The sequence below is a fragment of the Sodalis glossinidius str. 'morsitans' genome (assembly GCF_000010085.1).
In the GTDB taxonomy this organism is placed as follows: Bacteria; Pseudomonadota; Gammaproteobacteria; order Enterobacterales; family Enterobacteriaceae; genus Sodalis; species Sodalis glossinidius.
Map to the genome: position 1 here is coordinate 647,895 of NC_007712.1, position 20,543 is coordinate 668,437.

Annotated in this window: 19 protein-coding genes and 4 pseudogenes; 15 read left to right on the top strand and 8 right to left on the bottom strand. The window is 55.4% G+C overall.

Annotated features, from left to right (window positions below; all coding sequences use genetic code 11):
- The first annotated feature begins 1 nt into the window (after position 1).
- Positions 2-340 (top strand): gamma-glutamylcyclotransferase family protein, encoded by a 339-nt coding sequence (locus tag SGP1_RS03400; protein ID WP_011410217.1) that lies wholly within the window; start codon positions 2-4, stop codon positions 338-340.
- 70 nt (positions 341-410) lie between these two features.
- Here SGP1_RS03400 and ppa read toward each other — a convergent pair whose 3' ends face one another.
- On the bottom strand, positions 411-938 hold the full coding sequence (ppa, locus tag SGP1_RS03405; protein ID WP_011410218.1) for an inorganic diphosphatase: 528 nt from the start codon (positions 936-938) through the stop codon (positions 411-413).
- A 192-nt stretch (positions 939-1,130) separates the two neighbouring features.
- Positions 1,131-2,132: a class 1 fructose-bisphosphatase gene (gene fbp, locus SGP1_RS03410; RefSeq protein ID WP_011410219.1), complete on the bottom strand. Its 1,002-nt coding sequence runs from the start codon at positions 2,130-2,132 to the stop codon at positions 1,131-1,133.
- Positions 2,133-2,321: 189 nt separating this feature from the next.
- Here fbp and mpl point away from each other — a divergent pair, with 189 nt between their 5' ends.
- Positions 2,322-3,689 carry a UDP-N-acetylmuramate:L-alanyl-gamma-D-glutamyl-meso-diaminopimelate ligase gene (gene mpl / locus SGP1_RS03415; protein ID WP_011410220.1) on the top strand — a complete coding sequence of 456 codons (1,368 nt, stop codon included), beginning with the start codon at positions 2,322-2,324 and terminating at the stop codon, positions 3,687-3,689.
- Between the two features lie 235 nt (positions 3,690-3,924).
- On the opposite strand, the pseudogene SGP1_RS26520 reads toward mpl, so the two are convergent.
- Positions 3,925-4,166: pseudogene (locus tag SGP1_RS26520) on the bottom strand (YdgH/BhsA/McbA-like domain containing protein); the annotation flags it as partial.
- Positions 4,167-4,849: 683 nt separating this feature from the next.
- Entirely contained in the window at positions 4,850-5,320 is a 471-nt protein-coding gene (gene argR / locus SGP1_RS03425) for a transcriptional regulator ArgR (protein WP_011410222.1), read from the bottom strand.
- 253 nt (positions 5,321-5,573) lie between these two features.
- Here argR and mdh point away from each other — a divergent pair.
- A pseudogene (gene mdh, locus SGP1_RS03430) lies at positions 5,574-6,372 on the top strand (malate dehydrogenase); the annotation flags it as partial.
- Positions 6,373-7,207: 835 nt separating this feature from the next.
- Positions 7,208-7,585, top strand: a complete 378-nt coding sequence (locus tag SGP1_RS03435; RefSeq protein WP_041867359.1) for a DNA-binding protein — start codon at positions 7,208-7,210, stop codon at positions 7,583-7,585.
- 48 nt (positions 7,586-7,633) lie between these two features.
- Here SGP1_RS03435 and SGP1_RS03440 read toward each other — a convergent pair whose 3' ends face one another.
- Positions 7,634-7,897, bottom strand: coding sequence for a helix-turn-helix domain-containing protein (locus SGP1_RS03440; RefSeq protein WP_011410224.1), 264 nt, complete (start codon positions 7,895-7,897; stop codon positions 7,634-7,636).
- A 186-nt stretch (positions 7,898-8,083) separates the two neighbouring features.
- On the opposite strand from SGP1_RS03440, the gene SGP1_RS03445 reads away from it, so the two are divergent.
- Positions 8,084-8,485 (top strand): DNA-binding protein, encoded by a 402-nt coding sequence (locus SGP1_RS03445; protein ID WP_083764660.1) that lies wholly within the window; start codon positions 8,084-8,086, stop codon positions 8,483-8,485.
- Between the two features lie 41 nt (positions 8,486-8,526).
- Here the strand turns inward: SGP1_RS03445 and ispB are convergent, their stop codons facing one another.
- Positions 8,527-9,498 (bottom strand): octaprenyl diphosphate synthase, encoded by a 972-nt coding sequence (ispB, locus tag SGP1_RS03450; protein WP_011410225.1) that lies wholly within the window; start codon positions 9,496-9,498, stop codon positions 8,527-8,529.
- A 255-nt stretch (positions 9,499-9,753) separates the two neighbouring features.
- On the opposite strand from ispB, the gene rplU reads away from it, so the two are divergent.
- The 7 genes and pseudogenes from rplU to SGP1_RS03485 all read left to right on the top strand — a co-directional run bounded on the left by rplU (position 9,754) and on the right by SGP1_RS03485 (position 15,298).
- Positions 9,754-10,065: a 50S ribosomal protein L21 gene (gene rplU / locus SGP1_RS03455; protein WP_011410226.1), complete on the top strand. Its 312-nt coding sequence runs from the start codon at positions 9,754-9,756 to the stop codon at positions 10,063-10,065.
- Positions 10,066-10,080: 15 nt separating this feature from the next.
- Positions 10,081-10,338, top strand: a complete 258-nt coding sequence (gene rpmA, locus SGP1_RS03460; RefSeq protein WP_011410227.1) for a 50S ribosomal protein L27 — start codon at positions 10,081-10,083, stop codon at positions 10,336-10,338.
- Positions 10,339-10,425: 87 nt separating this feature from the next.
- Positions 10,426-11,353: pseudogene (locus SGP1_RS03465) on the top strand (DMT family transporter).
- A 16-nt stretch (positions 11,354-11,369) separates the two neighbouring features.
- Positions 11,370-12,527 carry an Obg family GTPase CgtA gene (gene cgtA / locus SGP1_RS03470; protein ID WP_011410229.1) on the top strand — a complete coding sequence of 386 codons (1,158 nt, stop codon included), beginning with the start codon at positions 11,370-11,372 and terminating at the stop codon, positions 12,525-12,527.
- A gap of 806 nt (positions 12,528-13,333) precedes the next feature.
- Complete coding sequence (locus tag SGP1_RS03475) at positions 13,334-14,095, top strand: hypothetical protein (RefSeq protein WP_011410230.1); 762 nt, start codon at positions 13,334-13,336, stop codon at positions 14,093-14,095.
- Between the two features lie 34 nt (positions 14,096-14,129).
- Entirely contained in the window at positions 14,130-14,441 is a 312-nt protein-coding gene (locus SGP1_RS03480; protein ID WP_041866611.1) for a hypothetical protein, read from the top strand.
- Between the two features lie 626 nt (positions 14,442-15,067).
- On the top strand, positions 15,068-15,298 hold the full coding sequence (locus tag SGP1_RS03485) for a hypothetical protein (protein ID WP_041866612.1): 231 nt from the start codon (positions 15,068-15,070) through the stop codon (positions 15,296-15,298).
- Here the strand turns inward: SGP1_RS03485 and dacB are convergent.
- A pseudogene (gene dacB, locus SGP1_RS03490) lies at positions 15,295-16,584 on the bottom strand (D-alanyl-D-alanine carboxypeptidase/D-alanyl-D-alanine endopeptidase). The gene SGP1_RS03485 and the pseudogene dacB sit on opposite strands and share 4 nt — an antisense overlap.
- Positions 16,585-16,842: 258 nt before the next feature.
- Here dacB and greA point away from each other — a divergent pair.
- Positions 16,843-17,319 carry a transcription elongation factor GreA gene (greA, locus tag SGP1_RS03495; RefSeq protein ID WP_011410231.1) on the top strand — a complete coding sequence of 159 codons (477 nt, stop codon included), beginning with the start codon at positions 16,843-16,845 and terminating at the stop codon, positions 17,317-17,319.
- A 143-nt stretch (positions 17,320-17,462) separates the two neighbouring features.
- On the opposite strand, the gene yhbY is transcribed toward greA, so the two are convergent.
- Positions 17,463-17,756, bottom strand: a complete 294-nt coding sequence (yhbY, locus tag SGP1_RS03500; RefSeq protein WP_011410232.1) for a ribosome assembly RNA-binding protein YhbY — start codon at positions 17,754-17,756, stop codon at positions 17,463-17,465.
- Positions 17,757-17,901: 145 nt separating this feature from the next.
- Between yhbY and rlmE the strand changes: the two genes are divergently transcribed.
- Positions 17,902-18,531 carry a 23S rRNA (uridine(2552)-2'-O)-methyltransferase RlmE gene (rlmE, locus tag SGP1_RS03505; RefSeq protein WP_011410233.1) on the top strand — a complete coding sequence of 210 codons (630 nt, stop codon included), beginning with the start codon at positions 17,902-17,904 and terminating at the stop codon, positions 18,529-18,531.
- A 55-nt stretch (positions 18,532-18,586) separates the two neighbouring features.
- Entirely contained in the window at positions 18,587-20,518 is a 1,932-nt protein-coding gene (ftsH, locus tag SGP1_RS03510; RefSeq protein WP_011410234.1) for an ATP-dependent zinc metalloprotease FtsH, read from the top strand.
- The last annotated feature ends 25 nt before the right edge of the window (positions 20,519-20,543 follow it).

The window sequence follows — 20,543 nt, forward strand, 5'->3', positions numbered from 1 at the left end:
CATGCGAATTATTGTTTACGGTAGTCTGCGACGCAAACAGGGAAACAGTCATTGGATGACGAACGCCCAATGGCTGGGAGATTACACTATCCCAGGCTACGAACTTTACGATCTCGGCCATTACCAGGCGGTAGTGTCGGGCAATGGCGCGGTCTATGGCGAAGTGTACCGCATAGATTCCACCACCCTGGCGGAGTTGGATGCGCTGCGCACCAAAAGCGGCGAATACAAGCGGGTCCTTATCGGCACGCCCTACGGCAGCGCCTGGATGTATCTGTACCAGCGTCCGGTGGACGGTCTGAGGCTGTTGCCGGGAGGATATTGGGTCCGCCGGCATTAGGATCACTCTGACGAAGCCGGCTAAGGAGTGAAAAAAACCGCTCGGTGAGCGGTTTTTTTTGGCGCCGCGATTACTTTTTGGCGCGCTCAAAGGAGGCGATAATTTCGGCTTTGGCCGCTTCGTTGTTATCCCATCCGTCCACCTTGACCCATTTGCCGGCTTCCAAATCTTTATAATGCTCAAAGAAATGCGTGATTTGCGCACGCAACAACGGCGGCAGATCGTCTACGTCTTTGATGTGGTCATACTCTTTCGACAATTTGGTGTGCGGTACCGCCACCAGCTTGGCGTCTTCGCCGGACTCATCGGTCATTTTCAGCACGCCCACCGGACGGCAGCGTACTACGGAGCCTGGCTGCAACGGATAGGGTGTGGGCACCAGCACGTCTATCGGATCGCCATCCAGGGAAAGCGTGTGGTTGATATAGCCATAGTTGCAGGGATAGAACATCGCGGTGGACATGAAGCGATCGACAAACAGGGCGCCGCTTTCCTTGTCAACTTCGTATTTTATGGGGGAAGCATTAGCCGGAATTTCGATGATCACATAAATATCTTCCGGCAAATCTTTGCCTGCTGGTACCTGATTCAAACTCATGTCGTTTTCCTTAAACTTTCCAATAGTGGCGAGGCGACTAGTATAACCGATTTCCCCCCGCGGTGCGCCCGGCGCCCGCGGGGGAACTCACGTTGTTGCGCCGGTCACACCGGCGTCAGCCCGGCCTGTGGCGCGGGCGCATAGGGTAACGGCACGGCAGTCTGCGCTGCCGAGCCGACAAACTTCCCCGGTTTAAACGTTATCCGGATAATCGCGGATAAAGCGCTCTACATCGTTAACCATTGACTCCGTGCCAGTGAAGAACGCGGAACGCTGGTGCAGCTCGTGCGGCTGGATGTCCAGTATACGGTTTTTACCGTCGCTGGCCTTGCCGCCGGCCTGCTCAGCCAGAAAGGCTATTGGATTGCATTCATAGGCCAGGCGCAGCTTGCCGTTGGGATGGGTTGCGGTGCTGGGGTAAAGATAAATGCCGCCTTTGAGTAGATTGCGATGGAAATCGGACACCAGCGAACCGATATAGCGCGAGGTGTAAGGACGGTGGGTCGCTTCGTCCATCTCCTGGCAGTATTTGATGTATTTCTTCACCCCGTTGGGGAACTTGATATAGTTGCCCTCGTTGATCGAGTACATCTGCCCGGTGGCGGGGAAACGCACGCTTTCATGGGACAGGCAAAACACGCCCAGCGACGGATCGTAGGTAAAAGCGTGTACGCCGCAGCCGGTGGTGTACACCAGCATCGTGGAGGAACCGTAGACCACATAGCCTGCGGCCACCTGTTTATTGCCGGGCTGAAGGAAATCTTCTTTAGTCACCGGTGTACCCAGCGGGGTAATGCGCCGGTAAATGGAGAAAATGGTGCCGACCGAAACGTTGACATCGATATTGGACGAACCGTCCAGCGGATCCATCAGCACCACATATTTGCCGTTTTCCACCCCTTCAAAGACGACGATTTCATCTTCTTCTTCGGAAGCAATGCCCGCCACTTGTCCACGGGCTTTCAGCGCCGCCTTCAGCTTTTCATTCGCGAACAGATCCAGCTTCATCTGGACTTCGCCCTGCACGTTTTCAGCCCCGCTGGTGCCGAGGATATCCACCAGTCCTGCTTTGTTGATGTCACGGTGAATGATTTTAGCCCCGAGCTTTATCGCTGAAAGTAACGCGGTAAGCTCGCCGGTGGCATGCGGAAAATCATGCTGTTTCTCAACAATAAACTCGCCTAAAGTTTTCATGACACATTCCCTGAATCTCTAAAAAGGACCCTGAAGCTACGGATGAAAAGCGGTATAATTTTTTTACCACTACGCGTTTGTCCATCAGTTTAGCCTAAACAGATTACCAGTACATCATCAAATACCGTTTCTATCAATCGGCCGGGGCGCTAGAATAGGCGGCAATACGCGGCTAAAAATGGAAAAATTATGCGCATTCATATTCTTGGTATCTGCGGCACCTTTATGGGCGGTCTGGCGATGCTGGCGCGTTCTCTGGGACATGACGTTACCGGTTCGGATGATAATATCTATCCGCCGATGAGTACGCTGCTGCAAGAGCAGGGAATCGGCCTGATTCAGGGTTACGACCCGGCGCAGCTCGATCCGACCCCGGATTGGGTCATCATCGGTAACGCCATGACGCGGGGTAATCCCTGCGTGGAAGCGGTACTGGAACGCGGTATCCCTTATGTCTCCGGTCCGCAGTGGCTGCATGATCACGTGCTGGCACAGCGATGGGTGATCGCCGTCGCCGGCACCCACGGTAAAACCACCACCGCCGGCATGGTCGCCTGGATCCTGGAAGAGTTCGGTTACCAACCTGGTTTCGTGATTGGCGGCGTACCGGGTAATTTCGCCGTTTCCGCCCGGCTTGGCGACGGGCCGTTTTTCGTCGTGGAAGCGGATGAATACGATTGCGCCTTTTTCGACAAGCGGTCCAAATTCGTCCATTACTGTCCGCGAACCCTCATTCTGAATAATATGGAATTTGACCACGCCGATATCTTCGATGATCTCAAAGCGATTCAAAAGCAGTTCCATCACCTGATTCGCTTAGTGCCCGGCAAAGGAAAAATTATTCTGCCGGATAACGATGTCAATCTTAAACACACTGTGGCGATGGGCTGCTGGAGCGAGACGGAATACACAGGTGAAGAAGGCGTGTGGCGGGCGAAGAAAGTCGCGCCGGACGCCAGCGGTTTTGAGGTGTTTTTGCACTATGAGCCCGTCGGCACGGTCAACTGGCAGTTGGTAGGCGAGCATAATATGCACAACGCGCTGATGGCTGTCGCCGCCGTTCGCCATGTCGGCGTGCAGCCGGCGGACGCCTGCCGGGCGCTGGACGGCTTTATCAACGCCCGCCGGCGCCTGGAGCTGAAAGGGACCGTCAACGGCGTGACGATGTATGATGATTTTGCTCATCATCCCACCGCTATCCTGGCGACGCTCGCGGCGCTGCGCAGCAAAGTGGGCGGCACGGCGCGCATCATCGCCGTGCTGGAGCCTCGTTCCAATACGATGAAGATGGGCTTATCCAAAAATGAGCTGGCGCCGTCACTCGGCCGCGCGGATGAGGTGTTTCTCTATCAGCCGCAGCATATTCCCTGGCAGGTGAGCGAAGTGGCGGAAGCCTGCGTGCAGCCGGCGCACTGCAGCGCCGATGTCGATACGCTGGTGGAAATGGTAGTGAAGACCGCGCAGCCGGGCGATTACATCCTGGTGATGAGCAATGGCGGCTTCGGCGGCATTCATGCCAAGCTTTTGCACCAGCTGGGGCAAAAAGCGGCGCGGTAGCGTTTCGGCGCGAGGTTAAGCTATGCCGTTCTCAGGCCAAAAAACCCCCGCAAGCGGGAGAAATTGTCTGCTAGACGATGAGGGAATCATCAAATCGCGATGGATTAATTCCGGACACAGGATTAACTGAGGGTCGCCGCGAGTTTGATGTGGTTTACAGAGAGTGTTTCACAACGTGACACATTGCACAGTGCTGCCAAAAAATAGGGGCCCCCTGAGGGTGACCTGCCGGCCGTGACCCGTGACAGTTACCGTGTTCATAAGCTTCAGTCACATGGTAGGCGCGGGGGCGCCTTTGGCGTCAGCCGCCTGATTCAATGCCTGGTGAATGTCGCTCGGTGCGCCGTCGACACCGCTGACGCTGCCCATTGGCTGTAAATCCTGGGTCTGCTGTAGCGAGATAGAGTCCACGGCGAAAGCACCGAAGGACAAAGCGGAAAGCGCCGTCATCAAGGGTAATACCGTTTTGGTGTTCATCATGTTTTTCCTCATCAGCCGCATCCCATATTCTGTACTGTGATGCACATCACGACGCTAAGTATACACTAGTAACTTGATGTGCTAATTTCTTGATAATAGTTTTTTATAAAACTTTAAGTGTAATTATGTTGTTATTAGAAGCAAAGATTATTAAATTTGCACAAAAAATAGCCGAACTTTGTTAAAGTCATGTAAAATCATGTGGATAAGATGATGTGGCTAAAAGTGTGGTCCATATCAGCATTTCTCACTGCCTCACAGATGAAGTCCTTTATTTCTGACAGGTAACACCGGATGTCACGCTATTTACCAAGGTGCAAAAGCTTACTGCTGGTAAGGAAATGTTAACAAGATGAGTCGTGGGCGCTTTACCGCTATGACGTTAGTTCGGAGCTTGAAGGCTACCCGGGGCGCAACGAGCTCAGGCGTCGATGATTCACTGTCAAAGCGTGCGCTCCCTTGGCATCACCGGGGAACGCTGCGCTGCTGGCATCGAGGGTCGCATTGGGCGGCGGAGCGGGTTAACGTCGGCGGTGAGAGCCGCCGAACACGAAGGAGAGGCGCCGTGAAGGGCCGCCTGACGGCGCATAAGGCGCAGATGGACGCCGGCGGATATCCCCCGGCGAAGCGGCTGACATGTCGCACCTTGGGCGTAGCAGGCTCTGATGGCAAAGGCGGGATCACAGTTCCTGGTTAAAATGGACCAGGATGAAGTGATACAACCGCTTGACTGAGAAGCCGGGGGCGGGTGTGGTAAAGACGGTATCATCGCCGGCGATGGTGCCGAGGATCCCCTCCGATTTCCCCAGCGAATCCAGCATCCGGGCGATGAGCTGGGCCGCGCCGGGACTGGTATGGATGACGACCAGTGCGTCATTATGATCCACATCCAGCACCAGATTTTTCAGCGGGCTGCTGGCAGTGGGAACGCCGAGCTCCGCCTGAAGGCAGTACACCATTTCCATCTTGGCGTTGCGGGTACGCACCGCACCAAACTTAGTCAGCATGCGCGAGACCTTGGATTGGTTGATGTTCTCGAAGCCAGCCTCCTGCAGCGCAAGCACAATCTCGCCCTGAGAGCTGAATTTTTCCTCTTTCAGCAGCGCCTTGAACGCCTTGACCAGTTCTTCCTGTTTCGATTGATTTCGCATGTTTTACCGCAGAGTGAGCCGATTATTTAATAGATTATTATGCATAAATTTGAATTTTTATGCAATGGAATTGCTGCCGGTGACAGCTTCTCTGTCCATGGTCGGTGAAAAGCCTATCACTTGCAACCCGCCCGCCTATCCCAAAACGCCGCCGCAAACCTGAAGTTGATTAATTGTCTTTATTAGGCGATGCATTTATGCTTTTCAGTAGAGTATAAGATGCCATTCTTTGTAGGGTTATAAGGAGATTACAATGAAAGCCGCACTGCTCGGTGCGGCAGGCGGCATCGGCCAGGCGCTGACGACGACGACCCGTTTACCCCAGGACTGGGAACTCTCGCTGTATGACATCGCACCGGTAACGGCGGGGATTGCCGTGGATCTCAGCCATATCCCCTCACCGGTGCGGGTCCGCGGATTTTGTGGTTCAGACGCATCACCGGCGTTGCTTGGCGCCGATATCGTGCTGATTGTCGCGAGTGTTGCCCGCAAGCCCGGGATGGATCGCGCGGATCTGTTTAATGTTAATGCCGGCATCGTGCGGCAGCTGGTCGGGCCAGGTGGCGGCGTGCGCGCCGCAGGCGCTTATCGGCATCGTCACCAATCCGGTGAATACCCTTGTCCCCATCGCCGCAGGCGTGCTAGCGCAGGCAGGTGTTTACCAACCGCAAAAACTTTTTGGCATCACGACGCTGGACGTCATACGCGCCAACCGCTATGTGGCGGACCTGAAAGTCCTGCGGCCGGACCAGATGGAGGTGCCGGTCGTGGGCGGCCACTCCGGCGTCACGATTTTGCCTTTGCTATCTCAGGTGCCGGGCATCAGTTTTAGCGATGAGGAAGTCACTCTTTTGACCCGACGGATCCGCAATGCCGGCACCGAGGTGGTCGAGGCAAAGGCCGGCGCCGGATCCGCGACGCTCGCCATGGGTTACGCCGCCGCCCGCTTTACGCTGTCGCTGGTGTGGGCACTGCAGGGGCAGCAGGGAATAATTGAATGCGCCTATGTGGAAAGCGAGACCGACTTTTCCCGCTTTTTTGCCCAGCCGCTGCAAGGCATGCGCCCGGCGAACGGTTTCTGCAACCTTAGCCCGCCGTCGGCAACGCGGGGACAGGGGGATGGGTGTTCCCTTCAGAGCAATGCGATCTTTTCATTGGCATGGCTCTGCATCCTCTACGCGGCAGACTGTGTCCTTTTCTATTTTCTATGCCGGCGGTGCCGGCAGGGCATTGCGCGGTTTGCCGCGCGGTGGCTTTAGCGCTGATAAGTCTTAGCGCAGCGCCTCGGCGTGGCTGGGCAGGTTTGCCGTCGACAAGTCTGGCGAAGCTCTGCGCACGCATCGCAGGCAACATTTGCCGCTGACATCTCGGCGGCGCAGCGCGCGGGCGGTGGCATTATGCCTGCGCCGGACGTTCCTGTGTTGCCAAGCAAGGTGTATAACGGTGAACGTTTCCCTAATGCCAAATACTTTCGCATCCGATTTCCGTGGCAAAAAAGTTAGTCGTGCCGACGTTTTCTTTTCTTTTTTCCAGACATTCTCCTTCACATAAAATTAATTTATAAAGATATAATTTATTAAATTACAGTAATAATATAGATAATGATATAAGAATTATATTTCATTGATAATGAACAATTTTTATTAATTTTGTGTTTTTTATTCTAATAGCTGGTATTGATCTCATTTTTTAATACCACCTTTGATCCAATGCGCTTTTTTTGTGTTGTAATTAGCGTTACGACAAGTCTTTAATGTTATACATTAAATGTTGTCGTAATAGCGGAACGGGAATCAGGTGCCGTAAATTCCACAGTACCTGCCCAAACCGTGCGATGGCGATAGCGCCAGGCTATCACCATGACAAGGAGGGGGATAAAAGATGGAAATAAAAAAAGAATGGATTGCAACGCACGAATTGATAGGGGTAGGTGGACTACCCAAAACACGACAGGGACTGAATCGGCGTGCCAGAGAGGAGGGCTGGCAGAAAAGACGGCGCGAGGGCGCGCGCGGTAAAGCAGTTGAGTATTCCTGGCACAGTTTGCCGGACATGGTGAAAAAGACGCTTTCTTTAAGGACCAACCCGGCGGAGTACCAACTCTCCCCACAGGAGACGTCGGCTACCTGGAACGAAATTTATCGGCAACTTTCCGATGCGGAGCGCGATTTTATCGTCTCCTTTATCGTACGAGAAGGGGTACTGAACTTGCTAAAGCGTCTTGACTATCCCGACGAACCACTTAACGACGTCAGGCCGGAATGACATAGTGCGCCGGGGAAGGGATGGTCCTCCCCGGCGCCGGCGCGTTGGTCAGCGCTGTCGTATCAGGCTTTTCCTATCGAGTAATTGATTGGTTTCCGGATCGATATAGCGACTGGGCCATATGATCGAGGGATGAATCTCCAGCACATCAGCGATAAGCCACTCACCCTTCGGCCAGGGCCGGATGAGGGCGTTCGCCAGCGTGGAAGAACTCAACCCTGCCGCCCGCGATACTGCGGCCAGTGAGGTCCCGCGTTTACGGAGTGCCGCGATGATATCCGCAGGGTGCCAATCTGTATTCCTTTCGCTCATATTTCGTTCCTTGTGCTGTAAGACAAACGCTGGTTAATGGTATAACTAACCTATTCAGGTAAAACGTTGGCAATGGTCATAGGCTTTAGTTGAAAAATATATAGCACTAAAATTCCTAAAATTTTTCTATTATTTTTCAAACAGATTCTATTTTTTTATGCAGGTCGAATTCAGAATGAAAATCTTATGAAACAAGCCTGGTTCAGCACGCAGGAACTGCTGTCTATTGCCAGGCGTAAGAAATGGAACCGACGCTGTAGACAAGGGGCGCAGGGGCGGGGAATGGAGTACGCTTTTGATAGTTTGCCTGCGGCGGTGCAACAGGCGTTGCTACGCCGGGAAATGCGCGATGGCGCCGAGGCCGAATGGACGCTTGACGCGCCCGCAGCGGGGGTACCTGCGTCACTTGCGACCTGTATTGCCATTTACCGGCAACTGACTGTTGAAGAGCGGGAGCAGGTCATCGCTTTTGTCATGCGTGAGAAGGTATCGGCGCGTTTATCCTGCGTCTGGGACTGCAGGGAGAGTAACGGCCGGTACGTGGGAGGCGCCGACCAATTCGTGATGCCGTGGGTCAATGTTCACTGACAATTATTTTCCAAATATATTCCTTTGGCTGCGCAAGCGGGTTACGAGTCGCGCTGCACCGCCACGTGGGCCAGGCTCTCCAGCGCATCGCGATAAGGCGAGGGGGACAGGCAGTCCAGACAGGCGATAGCTTTGTCCGCCTCTTCTTCCGCGCAGCGGCGGGTGTAGCCCAAAGAATCGCACTGGTGCATCGTTTTCAGCACCGTTTCCAGCAGGTGACGCCCGTTGCCCTGTTCAATGGCCTGACGGATCAGCGCCGCCTGTTCTGGCGTGCCGTTACGCATGGCGTGCAATAAAGGAAGCGTCGGCTTACCTTCGTTAAGGTCATCGCCGGTATTTTTCCCCAACGTTTTACCGTCCGCACCGTAATCCAGCAGATCGTCAATCAGTTGAAAAGCGGTACCCAGATAGCGGCCGTAGTCGCGCAGCGCCGCTTCCTGGCAGGCATCGGCGCCGGCTAAAATGGCGGATGACTGTGATGCCGCCTCGAATAGCCGCGCGGTTTTGCTGTAGATAACCCGCATATAGTTGTCGATGGTAATATCCGGATCGTTGCAGTTCATCAACTGTAAGACTTCGCCCTCAGCGATGATGTTAACCGCCTCGGACATCAGCTCTAATACGCGCAGGGATTCCAGTGCGGTCATCATCTGGAAGGCGCGGGTGTAGATGAAATCGCCGACCAGCACGCTGGCGGCGTTGCCGAACGCCGCGTTGGCCGTTGCTTTGCCGCGGCGCATGTCGGATTCGTCCACCACATCGTCATGCAGCAGCGTGGCGGTATGAATGAATTCAATCAGTGCGGCGACGGTGACGTGCTGCTTACCCTGATAATGCAGCGCCCGCGCTGCCAGCACCGCAATCATGGGCCGAATGCGTTTGCCGCCGCCGCTGATAATGTAGTGGCCGAGCTGATTTATCAGGGCGACCTCGGAGTTTAGCTGCTCGCGAATTGCCGTGTTGACCTCCGCCATATCCTGCGCGGTCAGTTCAGTAATTTGTTCAATATTCATTATTTTCTATCGGTTTAAGGGTATACCGTCAGTGTAATGCTGTACACGGGACCGGATGGCGGAAAGAGTGTTACTGATTGTACTTGAAAAACGTAAGAGATAAATGGCGATGAAGAAACTGCACCTTTTTCGCTTTGTGTACGTATTCTGCACTTGTCTTTAGCGAGATTCTTGCGTAGAATTCGCGCCCTATTGTGAATATTTATAGCACGCTCCAGACTATAACGATTGAGCTTGCGGAAAGCGGAGTTTTTTATGTACGCGGTTTTACAAAGTGGTGGTAAACAACACCGGGTGAGCGAAGGTCAGACTGTTCGCCTCGAAAAACTGGACATCGCAACGGGTGAAACTGTTGAATTTGATCAGGTTATGATGATCGCTAATGGCGATGACATTCAGATCGGCGGTCCTTTCGTGACCGGCGGCAAGATCACGGCGGAAGTCGTGGCTCATGGTCGCGGTGATAAAGTTATGATTGTTAAATTTCGTCGCCGTAAGTACTTTCGTAAGCATCAGGGCCACCGTCAGTGGTTCACTGACGTTAAAATCACCGGTATTGGCGCCTAACAGGAGAGCAGACTCATGGCACACAAAAAGGCTGGCGGCTCCACACGCAACGGTCGCGATTCAGAAAGTAAACGCCTTGGCGTTAAGTGCTTCGGCGGCGAATTGGTAAATGCCGGCGGTATCATCGTTCGTCAGCGTGGAACCCGTTTCCACCCGGGGGCCAACGTAGGCTGCGGCAGAGATCATACGCTGTTCGCTTTGACGACGGGTAAAATTCAGTTTGAAGTGAAGGGCCCGAAGAACCGTAAATTTGTTAGCATCGTTGCTGAATAAGTTTCCCGTGCTCTGATTGCCGAGTAAAGCCCCGCACCTGGTTGCGGGGCTTTTTACTTTATCCGCTGTTTTTGCTCACCGTTTATCATGAAAAATACACAGCAGGCCGGACAGCAAGCGGGCATCGGCATTGCGCTCGCCTTGACCACCGCTATGTGCTGGGGCGCGCTCCCCATTGCCATGAAGCAGGTCCTAACCACCATGGAACCTTATACCGTGGTTTGGTACCGTTTTTTACTGGCTGGCGTCGGTCTGCTGCTGTTTTTGGCGCCGCGCGGGCAATTGCCGCCGCTGCGGCTGTTTTTTCGCTGGCGCTGGCTGATATTGCTTGCGGTGGCGACTGCGGGGCTGTTGTGCAATTTCGTTTTCTTCAGCACCTCGCTGCAATATTTGAATCCCACCGTCTTGCAGGTCATCGGCCAGCTGTCGCCGGTCGGCATGATGGTGGCGAGCGTAGTTATTTTGAAAGAGCGCATGCGTATTACGCAGCTGATTGGCGGATTGCTGATGTTTTTCAACAGCAACCTGCGCGAGATTTTCACTCGTTTGACCGCCAATACCCTGGGCGTGATTTTTGGCTGTTGCGTGGCGATGGTGTGGGTGAGTTATGGCGTGGCGCAAAAAGTGTTGCTTCGGCGTTTGGCGTCGCAACAGATTCTACTGCTGTATATTTTGTGTACAATAGCGCTGACGGTAGTGGCAAAGCCGCTGACGCTTCTGCAATTAACCGGCGGCCAACTGGCCTATCTGTTGTTCTGCGGCCTGAATAGGGGCGCTGGCAGGCGGCGCAGATGAGCGCCATCATTACCCTGACGCTGCTGTTTACCCTGATTTTTTATAATTTGCTGGCGCTATTCTGTCCCGCGTCTTTCGCGCCGCCGCCGCTGAACTTTGTCAGCTATAGCGGTGCGGTTGTAGTGTGGCGGGCGCGATGTGCTCCGCCGTCGGCCACCGCTGGTGGCCCGGGCTGAACAGGCGGGCTGCGGCCACGGTTATCAAGCCGTCCGGCAAATGAGTTTTGGAGAATTAGCATGAAGTTTGTTGATGAAGCCACCATTCTGGCGGCGGCGGGTGACGGCGGCAACGGCTGCGTCAGCTTCCGCCGGGAAAAATACATCCCCCGTGGCGGACCCGACGGCGGTGATGGCGGCGACGGCGGCGATGTCTGGCTGTTGGCGGATGAGAACCTGAATACCCTAATCGATTACCGTTTTGAGAAAAACTTTCGCGCCGAGCGCGGCCAAAACGGCCAGAGTTGCGATTGTACCGGCAAGCGCGGCAAAGACATCATCATCAAAGTACCGGTAGGCACTCGGGTGCTGGATTCGGGCACCAATGAAGTCATGGGCGACATGACCCGCCACGCACAGCGGCTGATGGTGGCCAAAGGCGGGTTTCACGGGCTGGGTAATACGCGCTTTAAGTCATCGGTCAATCGGGCGCCGCGGCAGAAAACCGGAGGCACCAAAGGCGAGATCCGCGAGATCCAGCTGGAGCTGATGCTTTTGGCTGATGTGGGTATGCTCGGCCTGCCCAACGCCGGCAAGTCCACGTTTATCCGCGCGGTATCGGCGGCCAAGCCCAAGGTGGCGGATTATCCGTTCACCACGCTGGTGCCGAGCCTGGGCGTGGTGCGTATGGATAACGAACAGAGCTTCGTGGTGGCGGACATTCCGGGGCTTATCGAGGGAGCGGCCGATGGGGCCGGTTTGGGGATCCGTTTTCTCAAGCATTTGGAGCGCTGCCAGGTGTTGCTGCATCTTATCGACTTGGCCCCGGTGGATGAATCCGATCCGGTGGAGAATGCCCGTATCATCGTTACTGAACTGGAACGCTACAGTGAAAACCTGGCCTCTAAACCGCGGTGGCTGGTGTTTAATAAAGCGGATTTGCTTGATCCGGAGGAAGCGGCTTCGCGCGCCAACGCCATCGCGAAGGTGCTGGGCTGGGAAGAGAAATACTATTTGATTTCCGCCGCCAACCGCGACGGCGTGAAAGCGCTGTGCTGGGATGTGATGGCGTTTATCAATGCCCATCCCAAAGAGCAGGCGGCACCGGAAGCCGCGCCGGAAAAAGTCGAATTCATGTGGGATGATTATCATCGCGACCAACTCCAGCAGGAGGAAGCTGAAGAAACGCTGGATGATGATTGGGACGAAGATGGCGTGGAAACCATCTATCAGCGCTGAGTAACATTAACTCTTTTCTTCTTCTGCGGTGATGAGATTGCCCGTGCGGCGGTTGCCAGTCAGTAAGTGTTGACTGGCAATGGTCGCCTTTCCCGGCACGGGGCTGTTGATGGACTGCGCGCTGTTGCCGCGTGGATGTCTCCCCGCTCCGTAAGATATTTCTTTGGCGCCCCCTCTGGCGGGCGACAATCCTCTTGCCTGGTGCCCGTTTGAAACGGTAGATTGACGCTATCGCTGAAGAATCCGCTGTAAATAACCTGTCCTGCACAGACCGTCTTTTCTTCATGTCGCTGCGGCGGCTCTCATACTAACCAGATCACTTAAGCCGCGAGAAAGGGTCTTTGCAGCGCACCGTTCCCTTGCTGCACAGTACATTTGTTCGTCTTAAATGATCCGGCCGTCAGGATGGGCGGCACCTGTCCTCAATGATGCCTGTGCTTTCCTTCAGGCAGGGGGCCCCTGAAGGCAGGGTTGGCAGTCTCTGAAACGGGGGGTTATCACGCTATTTTGCGCCATAGCGCCGTTGCCTGCACGGCGTCGCGAGGGATTACTTCGACCCAATGTAACTGAACAGGAGTCATTATGCCGAATACACTGGATGTCAGGCAAAAAGGGGAAACCGGCGCTCCCCGTCAGTCTACCTCCCGACGGCAGGCTGCACGTCAGAGAGGGAATAATGACAGGCATTCCCTGGTACGATACCTTCGCAGGCTGCCTTTGGCGCGAGACTGCCTGTATGCTGGCGGCCAGCACCGCCGCGGCAAGTCTCAGGCAGCGGTGTAGGGGAGCACTAAGGCAAAAATCCGATGCGGGAAGGCGTTACGCCTGGCCTGCCGGACTGCTACTGGCCGTCTACGGCAGCGTGCTTGCACGGTGCCGCCGTAATGCTGGGCGCAGGGTTCTCCGGGCCTAGCGTCTTTCCCGGTTGGGCAACAACAAGCAATACGTTGGCGCCACAGGGCGCTTGGCTCGTAGGCGTGAGCCGGAGCGGGTATGGCGGCATTGTCGGCGGTCTATGGTTGCGTACTGCCGATAGAGGAAATGCGCTACCGGCGATAGGTACAGCCTTCGCCGTCGCCGGATCGTCGAGCAAGAAAGGGACTATGACGCCGGCGTTATCGGCCGCCGTGGCCATGAAGACCGAGCCGATGAATGTCGAAGCCCCTGCTGCTGCTAACATGAAGGTCGAGCCGGTGAATGCTACGTCGTCCTCCGATGCCGCCAATGCCGTGAGCATGAAGTCTGAGCCACAGAACGTAACTATCCTCGGGACTCCCGTCCTCGCTGGCGCTAACCGCGAAAGCCGATTGTTACCCGTCGCCTCATTTAAGGCACCCACCGCCGCGATACCCGACATCGGGTCGTCGCATACCGTGTCTTCCGAGACATCGACGTCCGCCATCGCGACTCTCGGCTACAGGGTGTTGAATGTGATGACATCGCCCCTGGGGTCGTCTGCCACTGCAACGATACAGACGGGGGCCGAGGTAGACTACGCTCCCGCCACCCGTCAGGACGAAGCGGTCATGACCCGGGCTGCCGTCACGCCCCGCGACCATCGCGGGTAGCGAGGAGGTCATCACTTCTCGGGCGGGGCAGGCTATGACAACGAACGCTGGCGAGTCCTTCTTGTCCGAAGATGACGCGTACAGCGCGGAGTGGGACGCTATCCTCACCTACCTTGGTGAAGTCATCGGCGGATCACAAAACGCCACGCAGAGCACTGTCGCTGCCCCACATTTACAGGGTAACAGCCGCAGCGCCGGTACCTTCGGTTACGGCCAAGGACTCTTCGCACCTTGCAGAGAAAGCTTCAGCAGCGACGCAACAAACACCGCCCCTATCAAGCCACTCCCATACCCCGTTGCCGGCGTCGCGACTAGCGAGTTTCATACTGCCTGCGGCAGAATCTAAAACGTTTTATCCATGAGTTGGAATTGGCGCATGGATATGTTAGACGCGCGCTGGAGATCTACATCGATTAGACAGAGGGTATTCTTGACGGCGCGCTGAAAATTGCCAGCAATAGCAGCATCAGACGCTACCTCAGCGGCGTGCTGCATACCGATACAACACCATCCTCACTCAAGCCCTGTTGCGGTTGCGTTATTACCTTATCCATATCAACCACTACTTAGACAATCACAAGTCCAACATTATTTTTGCCTCGTCGAGAACGGAGAAGCAGCCTTACAGCTACGATCACAACATCCCGCTGGGCGTTACCCTGCTTAACTATGCGGGAAACCGCGTGGTTATCATGGTCGACAACGATAGTGTTGAGAAACAATATCCGATTCATGCCACGCTCCTGCTGAGATTTCTCATATCCAGGCCGGCGCACAGGATTTTCTGTTTCTGCCGGGCAACAGCCACCCTGCAGACGCCACCTCCATCCTGAAGCAATTCTATGATGCGATTAATTCACGCAATGGCGAGGCGCTACCCTATGCGAAAACTTTTGTGAAAGGCTATAAGAATTTCTGCAATTTGCGGCCCTTGACCCCGCTGGAATTTATCGAACGGTAAGAGCAGACAAGATGCTGCAGGCAAATATCATTATGGATAACGCCGACTATATCGCCCAGTTCATCGTGGATATTGGTCAGGGCCGCCCCTATACCCGTAATGACAACAGCACGCTGCGGCGCATCGAGGAACTAATGGCCACCATCTGCTGCCGCTGTTTGAGAAAATCATCGCCAGCCGTTTATAGCCAGAAAGACTCTCGCCCAGCCGACACGTGGCGCGGCCAGGCGAAATATGGCTAATTGTTTTGGTAGATATCTTTGTACAGCTGGCTCTCGAAGCGTACCAGGGGAACGCGGCGCGCGCGTTGATCCGCGGGCGGCACCGCATAACCGGAAAGATACTGCACAAACGCCATACGTTGACCGCTGGCGGTGGTAATAAAGCCCGCCAGATTATACACGCCCTGCAGCGAGCCGGTTTTTGCCGACACCTTGCCGTCGACGCCCGCTTCGCGCAGACCCGCGCGATACATCAGCGTGCCGTCATAGCCCGCCAGCGGCAGCATGGAAATAAAGTCCAGCGTCTGGTCGTGCTGGCCGATATATTGCAATACCTGCATCATGGTGGCGGGGGAGATCAGATCGTGACGGGACAGGCCGGAGCCATCTACCTGAATGCTATTGCCCAAATCGATGCCCGCCTGCTGCCGCAGGATTTGGCGCACCGCATCAGAGCCGGCGCGCTGGGTTGTGTCTGGCGCAGTAAGGTGCCGTTTAGCGTAATGTCCGCCTGCTGCAATTCGTCTTTGAGGATAGCGCCGGCATAGCTGGCGCTATCCTGAATGGCGAACGCCAGCGGTAACGATTCAGTATGCTGGGTCATGCAGCCGGTAAGGGTAAAGCGGTTAAGCTCTCCCGGTACCACGTCCAGCTCGCAATATTGCGCAGCGCCGCCGCCGCGGGCCAGCGTACGCACCTGGCTGAACATATGCACGGGGTAATAAGAGGCGACTCGGATAAACGCCGGCTCCCCGGCCGTCCGGGCGCTGTAGAGCGACACCGAGAAGCAGTTGCGATCGACGATGGCGGCGCCTGGGGGGCGCTGAAACATTGCGTCAGATCGTTCCAGGGCCAGCCGGGCGCTTTATCATGGCTGGCAAACACCGACGTATCGATAATCAGATCGCCGGTGATTTGCTTGATGCCCTGCTTGCGCAGTTCGGCCACCATATTGCGTAAGCGCTGACGGGTGAACGTGGGATCGCCGCCGAAGCGCGCGGTCAGATTGCCGCGCAGGACCCCCCTACCGGCGCAGAGGACGCCTCGAGCGTAGTGGTAAAGCGGTAATTCGGCCCCAGTTGCAGCAACGCCGCGAGGGCGGTGAGCAGTTTCATCGTGCTGGCGGGCAGCGCCATTTGCTGACTGTGATAATCAATGGTGGATTGCGAAGCCCCCACTACTTTTTGCACCATCAGCGCCAGATTGGCGCCGTCGGGCAGGTATTCCGTATAGTTTTCAACCGGCGCCGCCTGTGCGGAAAGCATGAAAACACTGGTCAATCCTATGACAATTCGTAAAAAACGCATAATTTTGGGCAAAGGCAAAGTAACGTGCTGTCACACTACGGTGCAAACAGGGATAAGTAAACGATGACCCACACCGAACTCTGCGGTAAAATACGTATCAAAATGCAAAACTGAGGCTGGCCTGGGAAGCGATTCCGGGGTCGCTTCCTTTTGCTTTGCGCTTGGTGAGCGGTGTGTGCCAAACGCGCGTCGCGCCAGCGCCTGTCACGCCAGGACGGCGATTATTTTAGCAGGAAGAATTTATCTAGAGGTATAATTATGAACCAGATTCCGATGACCTTGTGCGGCGCTGAAAAACTGCGGGAAGAGCTCGAATATCTCAAAAGCATCCGCCGCCCCGAAATTATCCTGTCTATCGCTGAGGCACGCGAACAGGGCGATTTGAAAGAAAACGCCGAATACCATGCCGCCAGGGAACAACAAGGCTTCTGTGAAGGCCGCATTCAGGAAATCGAAGCCAAACTGTCCAATGCGCAGGTGATTGATGTGACGAAACTGGCACCGAGCGGCCGCGTCATTTTCGGCGCGACGGTCAGCGTAGAGAACCTGGATAGCGAAGAGAAGCAAACGTTCCGCATCGTTGGCGACGATGAAGCCGATTTCAAGCAAAACCTGATTTCCATTAATTCGCCGATTGCCCGCGGGCTGGTGGGCAAGGAAGAAGGGGATATCGTGGTCATCAAGACCCCGGGTGGTGAGGTGGAGTACGAAATTCTCAAGGTGGAGTATCTGTAAGCCTCCGGGCGGCGCCTTAGCCGGCCACCCGCCCGCTTTTACTCCCGCAAGCCGCCGTCGGCTTTGTAAAGAAAAGCAAAAGGCCGCGGGTGGCCTTTTCCTGTGGGTCGGAGAGTGGCATCTTTCCATCAGAAAAGATGATGTTAGCGGGGCAGCGTAATTTTCCGCTCTGCAGCCGGCCGGTATAGCACCAGGATATTGCCAATTACCTGAACCTTGCTGGCGCCGCTTTCACGAACGATAGCATCGGCAATCAGCGTTTTGGTCTTGTGCTCTTCTGCGGCAATTTTCACCTTGATAAGCTCATGATGTTCCAGCGCTTGTTCAATTTCGGCCAGCACACCTTCGGTCAGGCCGTTGTTGCCCAGCATGACGACAGGCTTCAGCGAATGAGCCAGTCCCTTAAGGTGCTGTTTTTGCTTATTATTCAGATTCATTTGTGTTTTTTACTTAGGTTGGGATTGAAAACGGCATATTCTACCGCCATCTCATACATATTGCCAAATCGGCGTCTGGCGATATGGCGCATGGGCGGCCAATTCTTTCCACCGCTACATTCTTTTAGGATAGTTGGGAAATAAGATGGCGACAAAAAAGCGTTCTGCAAGCTCCAGCCGTTGGCTGCAGGAACACTTTAGCGATAAATACGTTCAGCAGGCACAAAAAAAAGGACTGCGTTCCCGTGCCTGGTTTAAACTTGATGAAATACAGCAGAGCGACAAGCTATTCCGGCCCGGGATGACCGTGGTGGATCTGGGCGCGGCGCCCGGCGGCTGGTCGCAATACGTCGCCACGCAAATCGGCGGCAAAGGGCGTATCATCGCCTGTGATATCCTGCCGATGGATCCGATGGTAGGAGTTGACTTTCTCCAGGGGGATTTTCGTGAACCCCTGGTGCTGCAGGCCCTGCTTGAACGCGTGGGCGAGCAAAAGGTGCAGGTGGTGGTGTCCGATATGGCACCCAATATGAGCGGTACGCCGGCGGTCGACATTCCCAAATCCATGTATCTCGTAGAACTGGCGCTGGATATGTGCCGGGATGTCCTGGCACCGGGCGGAAATTTCCTGGTTAAAGTCTTTCAGGGAGAAGGTTTTGATGAATACCTGCGGGAAATTCGCTCCCTGTTTACGAAAGTAAAAATCCGTAAGCCAGACGCTTCCCGGGCCCGTTCCCGCGAAGTGTACATTGTGGCGACAGGGCGCAAACTATAGTACCCTACGCTAATTGTTAACACCGTTGTAATATGAGGTTAATCCCTTGAGTGACATGGCGAAGAACCTGATTCTCTGGTTAGTTATCGCAGTCGTACTGATGTCGGTATTCCAGAGCTTCGGGCCCAGCGAGTCCAATGGACGTAAAGTGGATTATTCCACCTTTATGTCCGAATTGAATCAGGAGCAGGTTAGGGAAGCGCGTATTAACGGTCGTGAAATCACCGTTACGAAAAAAGACAGTAACCGCTATACCACCTATATTCCGGTCAACGATCCCAAGCTGCTCGATATCCTTTTGACCAAAAACGTCAAAGTCGTGGGCGAGCCGCCGGAAGAACCCAGCCTGCTGGCGTCTATCTTTATCTCCTGGTTCCCGATGCTATTGCTGATTGGGGTCTGGATCTTCTTTATGCGTCAGATGCAGGGCGGTGGCGGCAAAGGCGCGATGTCGTTCGGCAAGAGCAAGGCGCGGATGCTGACGGAAGATCAGATTAAGACGACGTTCGCCGATGTCGCCGGTTGTGATGAAGCCAAGGAAGAACTCAGCGAGCTGGTGGATTACCTGCGCGAGCCGAGCCGTTTCCAAAAGCTGGGCGGCAAGATCCCGAAAGGCGTGCTGATGGTAGGGCCGCCCGGAACCGGTAAAACGCTGCTGGCCAAGGCCATTGCGGGGGAGGCCAAAGTTCCGTTCTTCACCATTTCCGGTTCGGACTTCGTGGAAATGTTCGTCGGCGTCGGCGCCTCCCGCGTGCGCGATATGTTCGAGCAGGCGAAGAAAGCGGCGCCCTGCATTATCTTTATCGATGAAATCGACGCCGTCGGGCGTCAGCGCGGTGCAGGCCTCGGTGGCGGTCATGACGAGCGCGAACAAACCTTGAACCAGATGCTGGTGGAAATGGACGGGTTTGAAGGCAACGAGGGCATTATCGTCATCGCCGCGACCAACCGGCCCGACGTGCTGGACCCTGCGCTGCTGCGCCCGGGCCGTTTCGACCGTCAGGTCGTGGTCGGTCTGCCCGATGTCCGCGGCCGCGAACAGATTCTGAAAGTGCACATGCGTCGCGTGCCGCTGGCGCCCGATATGGATGCGTCGGTGATTGCGCGCGGTACGCCCGGGTTCTCCGGGGCCGATTTGGCCAACCTGGTGAACGAAGCGGCGCTGTTCGCCGCCCGCGGCAGCAAACGCGTGGTTTCTATGGTGGAATTCGAGAAGGCCAAGGACAAAATCATGATGGGCGCCGAGCGCCGTTCGATGGTGATGACCGAGGCGCAAAAAGAGTCTACCGCCTACCACGAAGCCGGCCATGCGATTATCGGCCGCCTGGTGCCGGAGCATGATCCAGTGCATAAGGTGACGATTATCCCGCGCGGCCGTGCCCTGGGGGTAACCTTCTTCCTGCCGGAAGGGGATGCCATTAGCGCCAGCCGCCAGAAATTGGAAAGCCAGATCTCCACCCTGTACGGCGGCCGGCTGGCCGAGGAGATCATCTACGGTCCGGCGAAAGTGTCCACCGGGGCGTCTAACGATATCAAGGTGGCGACCTCCATCGCCCGCAACATGGTGACCCAGTGGGGGTTCTCCGAAAAGCTCGGTCCGCTGCTGTACGCGGAGGAAGAGGGCGAAGTGTTCCTAGGCCGTTCGGTGGCCAAGGCGAAGCATATGTCCGATGAAACGGCGCGTATTATCGATCAGGAAGTGAAATCGCTGATTGAGCGTAACTATGTCCGCGCCCGCGTGCTGCTGACGGAAAATATGGATATCCTGCATGCCATGAAGGATGCGTTGATGAAATATGAAACCATCGATGCGCCGCAGATCGACGATTTGATGGGCCGCACAGCGGTTCGTCCGCCCGAGGGCTGGGACGACACTGTTTCCGGCAATAGCGGCGACGATGGCACGCCGCGCGCGCCGACCCCGGTAGACAAGCCGCGCACGCAGAATCCCGGCAACACCATGTCGGAACAATACGGCAACCGCTAAGGGTCCCTTGTTCGCTGTCTTAAAA

What these genes read in the sequence shown, in the direction of transcription:
- ispB (WP_011410225.1), bottom strand. Translation starts at nt 9,498, where the DNA reads ATGAATATTGAACAAATTACTGAACTGACCGCGCAGGATATGGCGGAG.
- rpmA (WP_011410227.1), top strand. Translation starts at nt 10,081, where the DNA reads ATGGCACACAAAAAGGCTGGCGGCTCCACACGCAACGGTCGCGATTCA.
- cgtA (WP_011410229.1), top strand. Translation starts at nt 11,370, where the DNA reads ATGAAGTTTGTTGATGAAGCCACCATTCTGGCGGCGGCGGGTGACGGC.
- ppa (WP_011410218.1), bottom strand. Translation starts at nt 938, where the DNA reads ATGAGTTTGAATCAGGTACCAGCAGGCAAAGATTTGCCGGAAGATATT.
- rlmE (WP_011410233.1), top strand. Translation starts at nt 17,902, where the DNA reads ATGGCGACAAAAAAGCGTTCTGCAAGCTCCAGCCGTTGGCTGCAGGAA.
- SGP1_RS03400 (WP_011410217.1), top strand. Translation starts at nt 2, where the DNA reads ATGCGAATTATTGTTTACGGTAGTCTGCGACGCAAACAGGGAAACAGT.
- SGP1_RS03485 (WP_041866612.1), top strand. Translation starts at nt 15,068, where the DNA reads ATGCTGCAGGCAAATATCATTATGGATAACGCCGACTATATCGCCCAG.
- rplU (WP_011410226.1), top strand. Translation starts at nt 9,754, where the DNA reads ATGTACGCGGTTTTACAAAGTGGTGGTAAACAACACCGGGTGAGCGAA.
- ftsH (WP_011410234.1), top strand. Translation starts at nt 18,587, where the DNA reads ATGGCGAAGAACCTGATTCTCTGGTTAGTTATCGCAGTCGTACTGATG.
- mpl (WP_011410220.1), top strand. Translation starts at nt 2,322, where the DNA reads ATGCGCATTCATATTCTTGGTATCTGCGGCACCTTTATGGGCGGTCTG.
- fbp (WP_011410219.1), bottom strand. Translation starts at nt 2,132, where the DNA reads ATGAAAACTTTAGGCGAGTTTATTGTTGAGAAACAGCATGATTTTCCG.
- argR (WP_011410222.1), bottom strand. Translation starts at nt 5,320, where the DNA reads ATGCGAAATCAATCGAAACAGGAAGAACTGGTCAAGGCGTTCAAGGCG.
- SGP1_RS03440 (WP_011410224.1), bottom strand. Translation starts at nt 7,897, where the DNA reads ATGAGCGAAAGGAATACAGATTGGCACCCTGCGGATATCATCGCGGCA.
- SGP1_RS03445 (WP_083764660.1), top strand. Translation starts at nt 8,084, where the DNA reads ATGAAACAAGCCTGGTTCAGCACGCAGGAACTGCTGTCTATTGCCAGG.
- greA (WP_011410231.1), top strand. Translation starts at nt 16,843, where the DNA reads ATGAACCAGATTCCGATGACCTTGTGCGGCGCTGAAAAACTGCGGGAA.
- SGP1_RS03475 (WP_011410230.1), top strand. Translation starts at nt 13,334, where the DNA reads ATGCGGGAAGGCGTTACGCCTGGCCTGCCGGACTGCTACTGGCCGTCT.
- SGP1_RS03480 (WP_041866611.1), top strand. Translation starts at nt 14,130, where the DNA reads ATGACAACGAACGCTGGCGAGTCCTTCTTGTCCGAAGATGACGCGTAC.
- yhbY (WP_011410232.1), bottom strand. Translation starts at nt 17,756, where the DNA reads ATGAATCTGAATAATAAGCAAAAACAGCACCTTAAGGGACTGGCTCAT.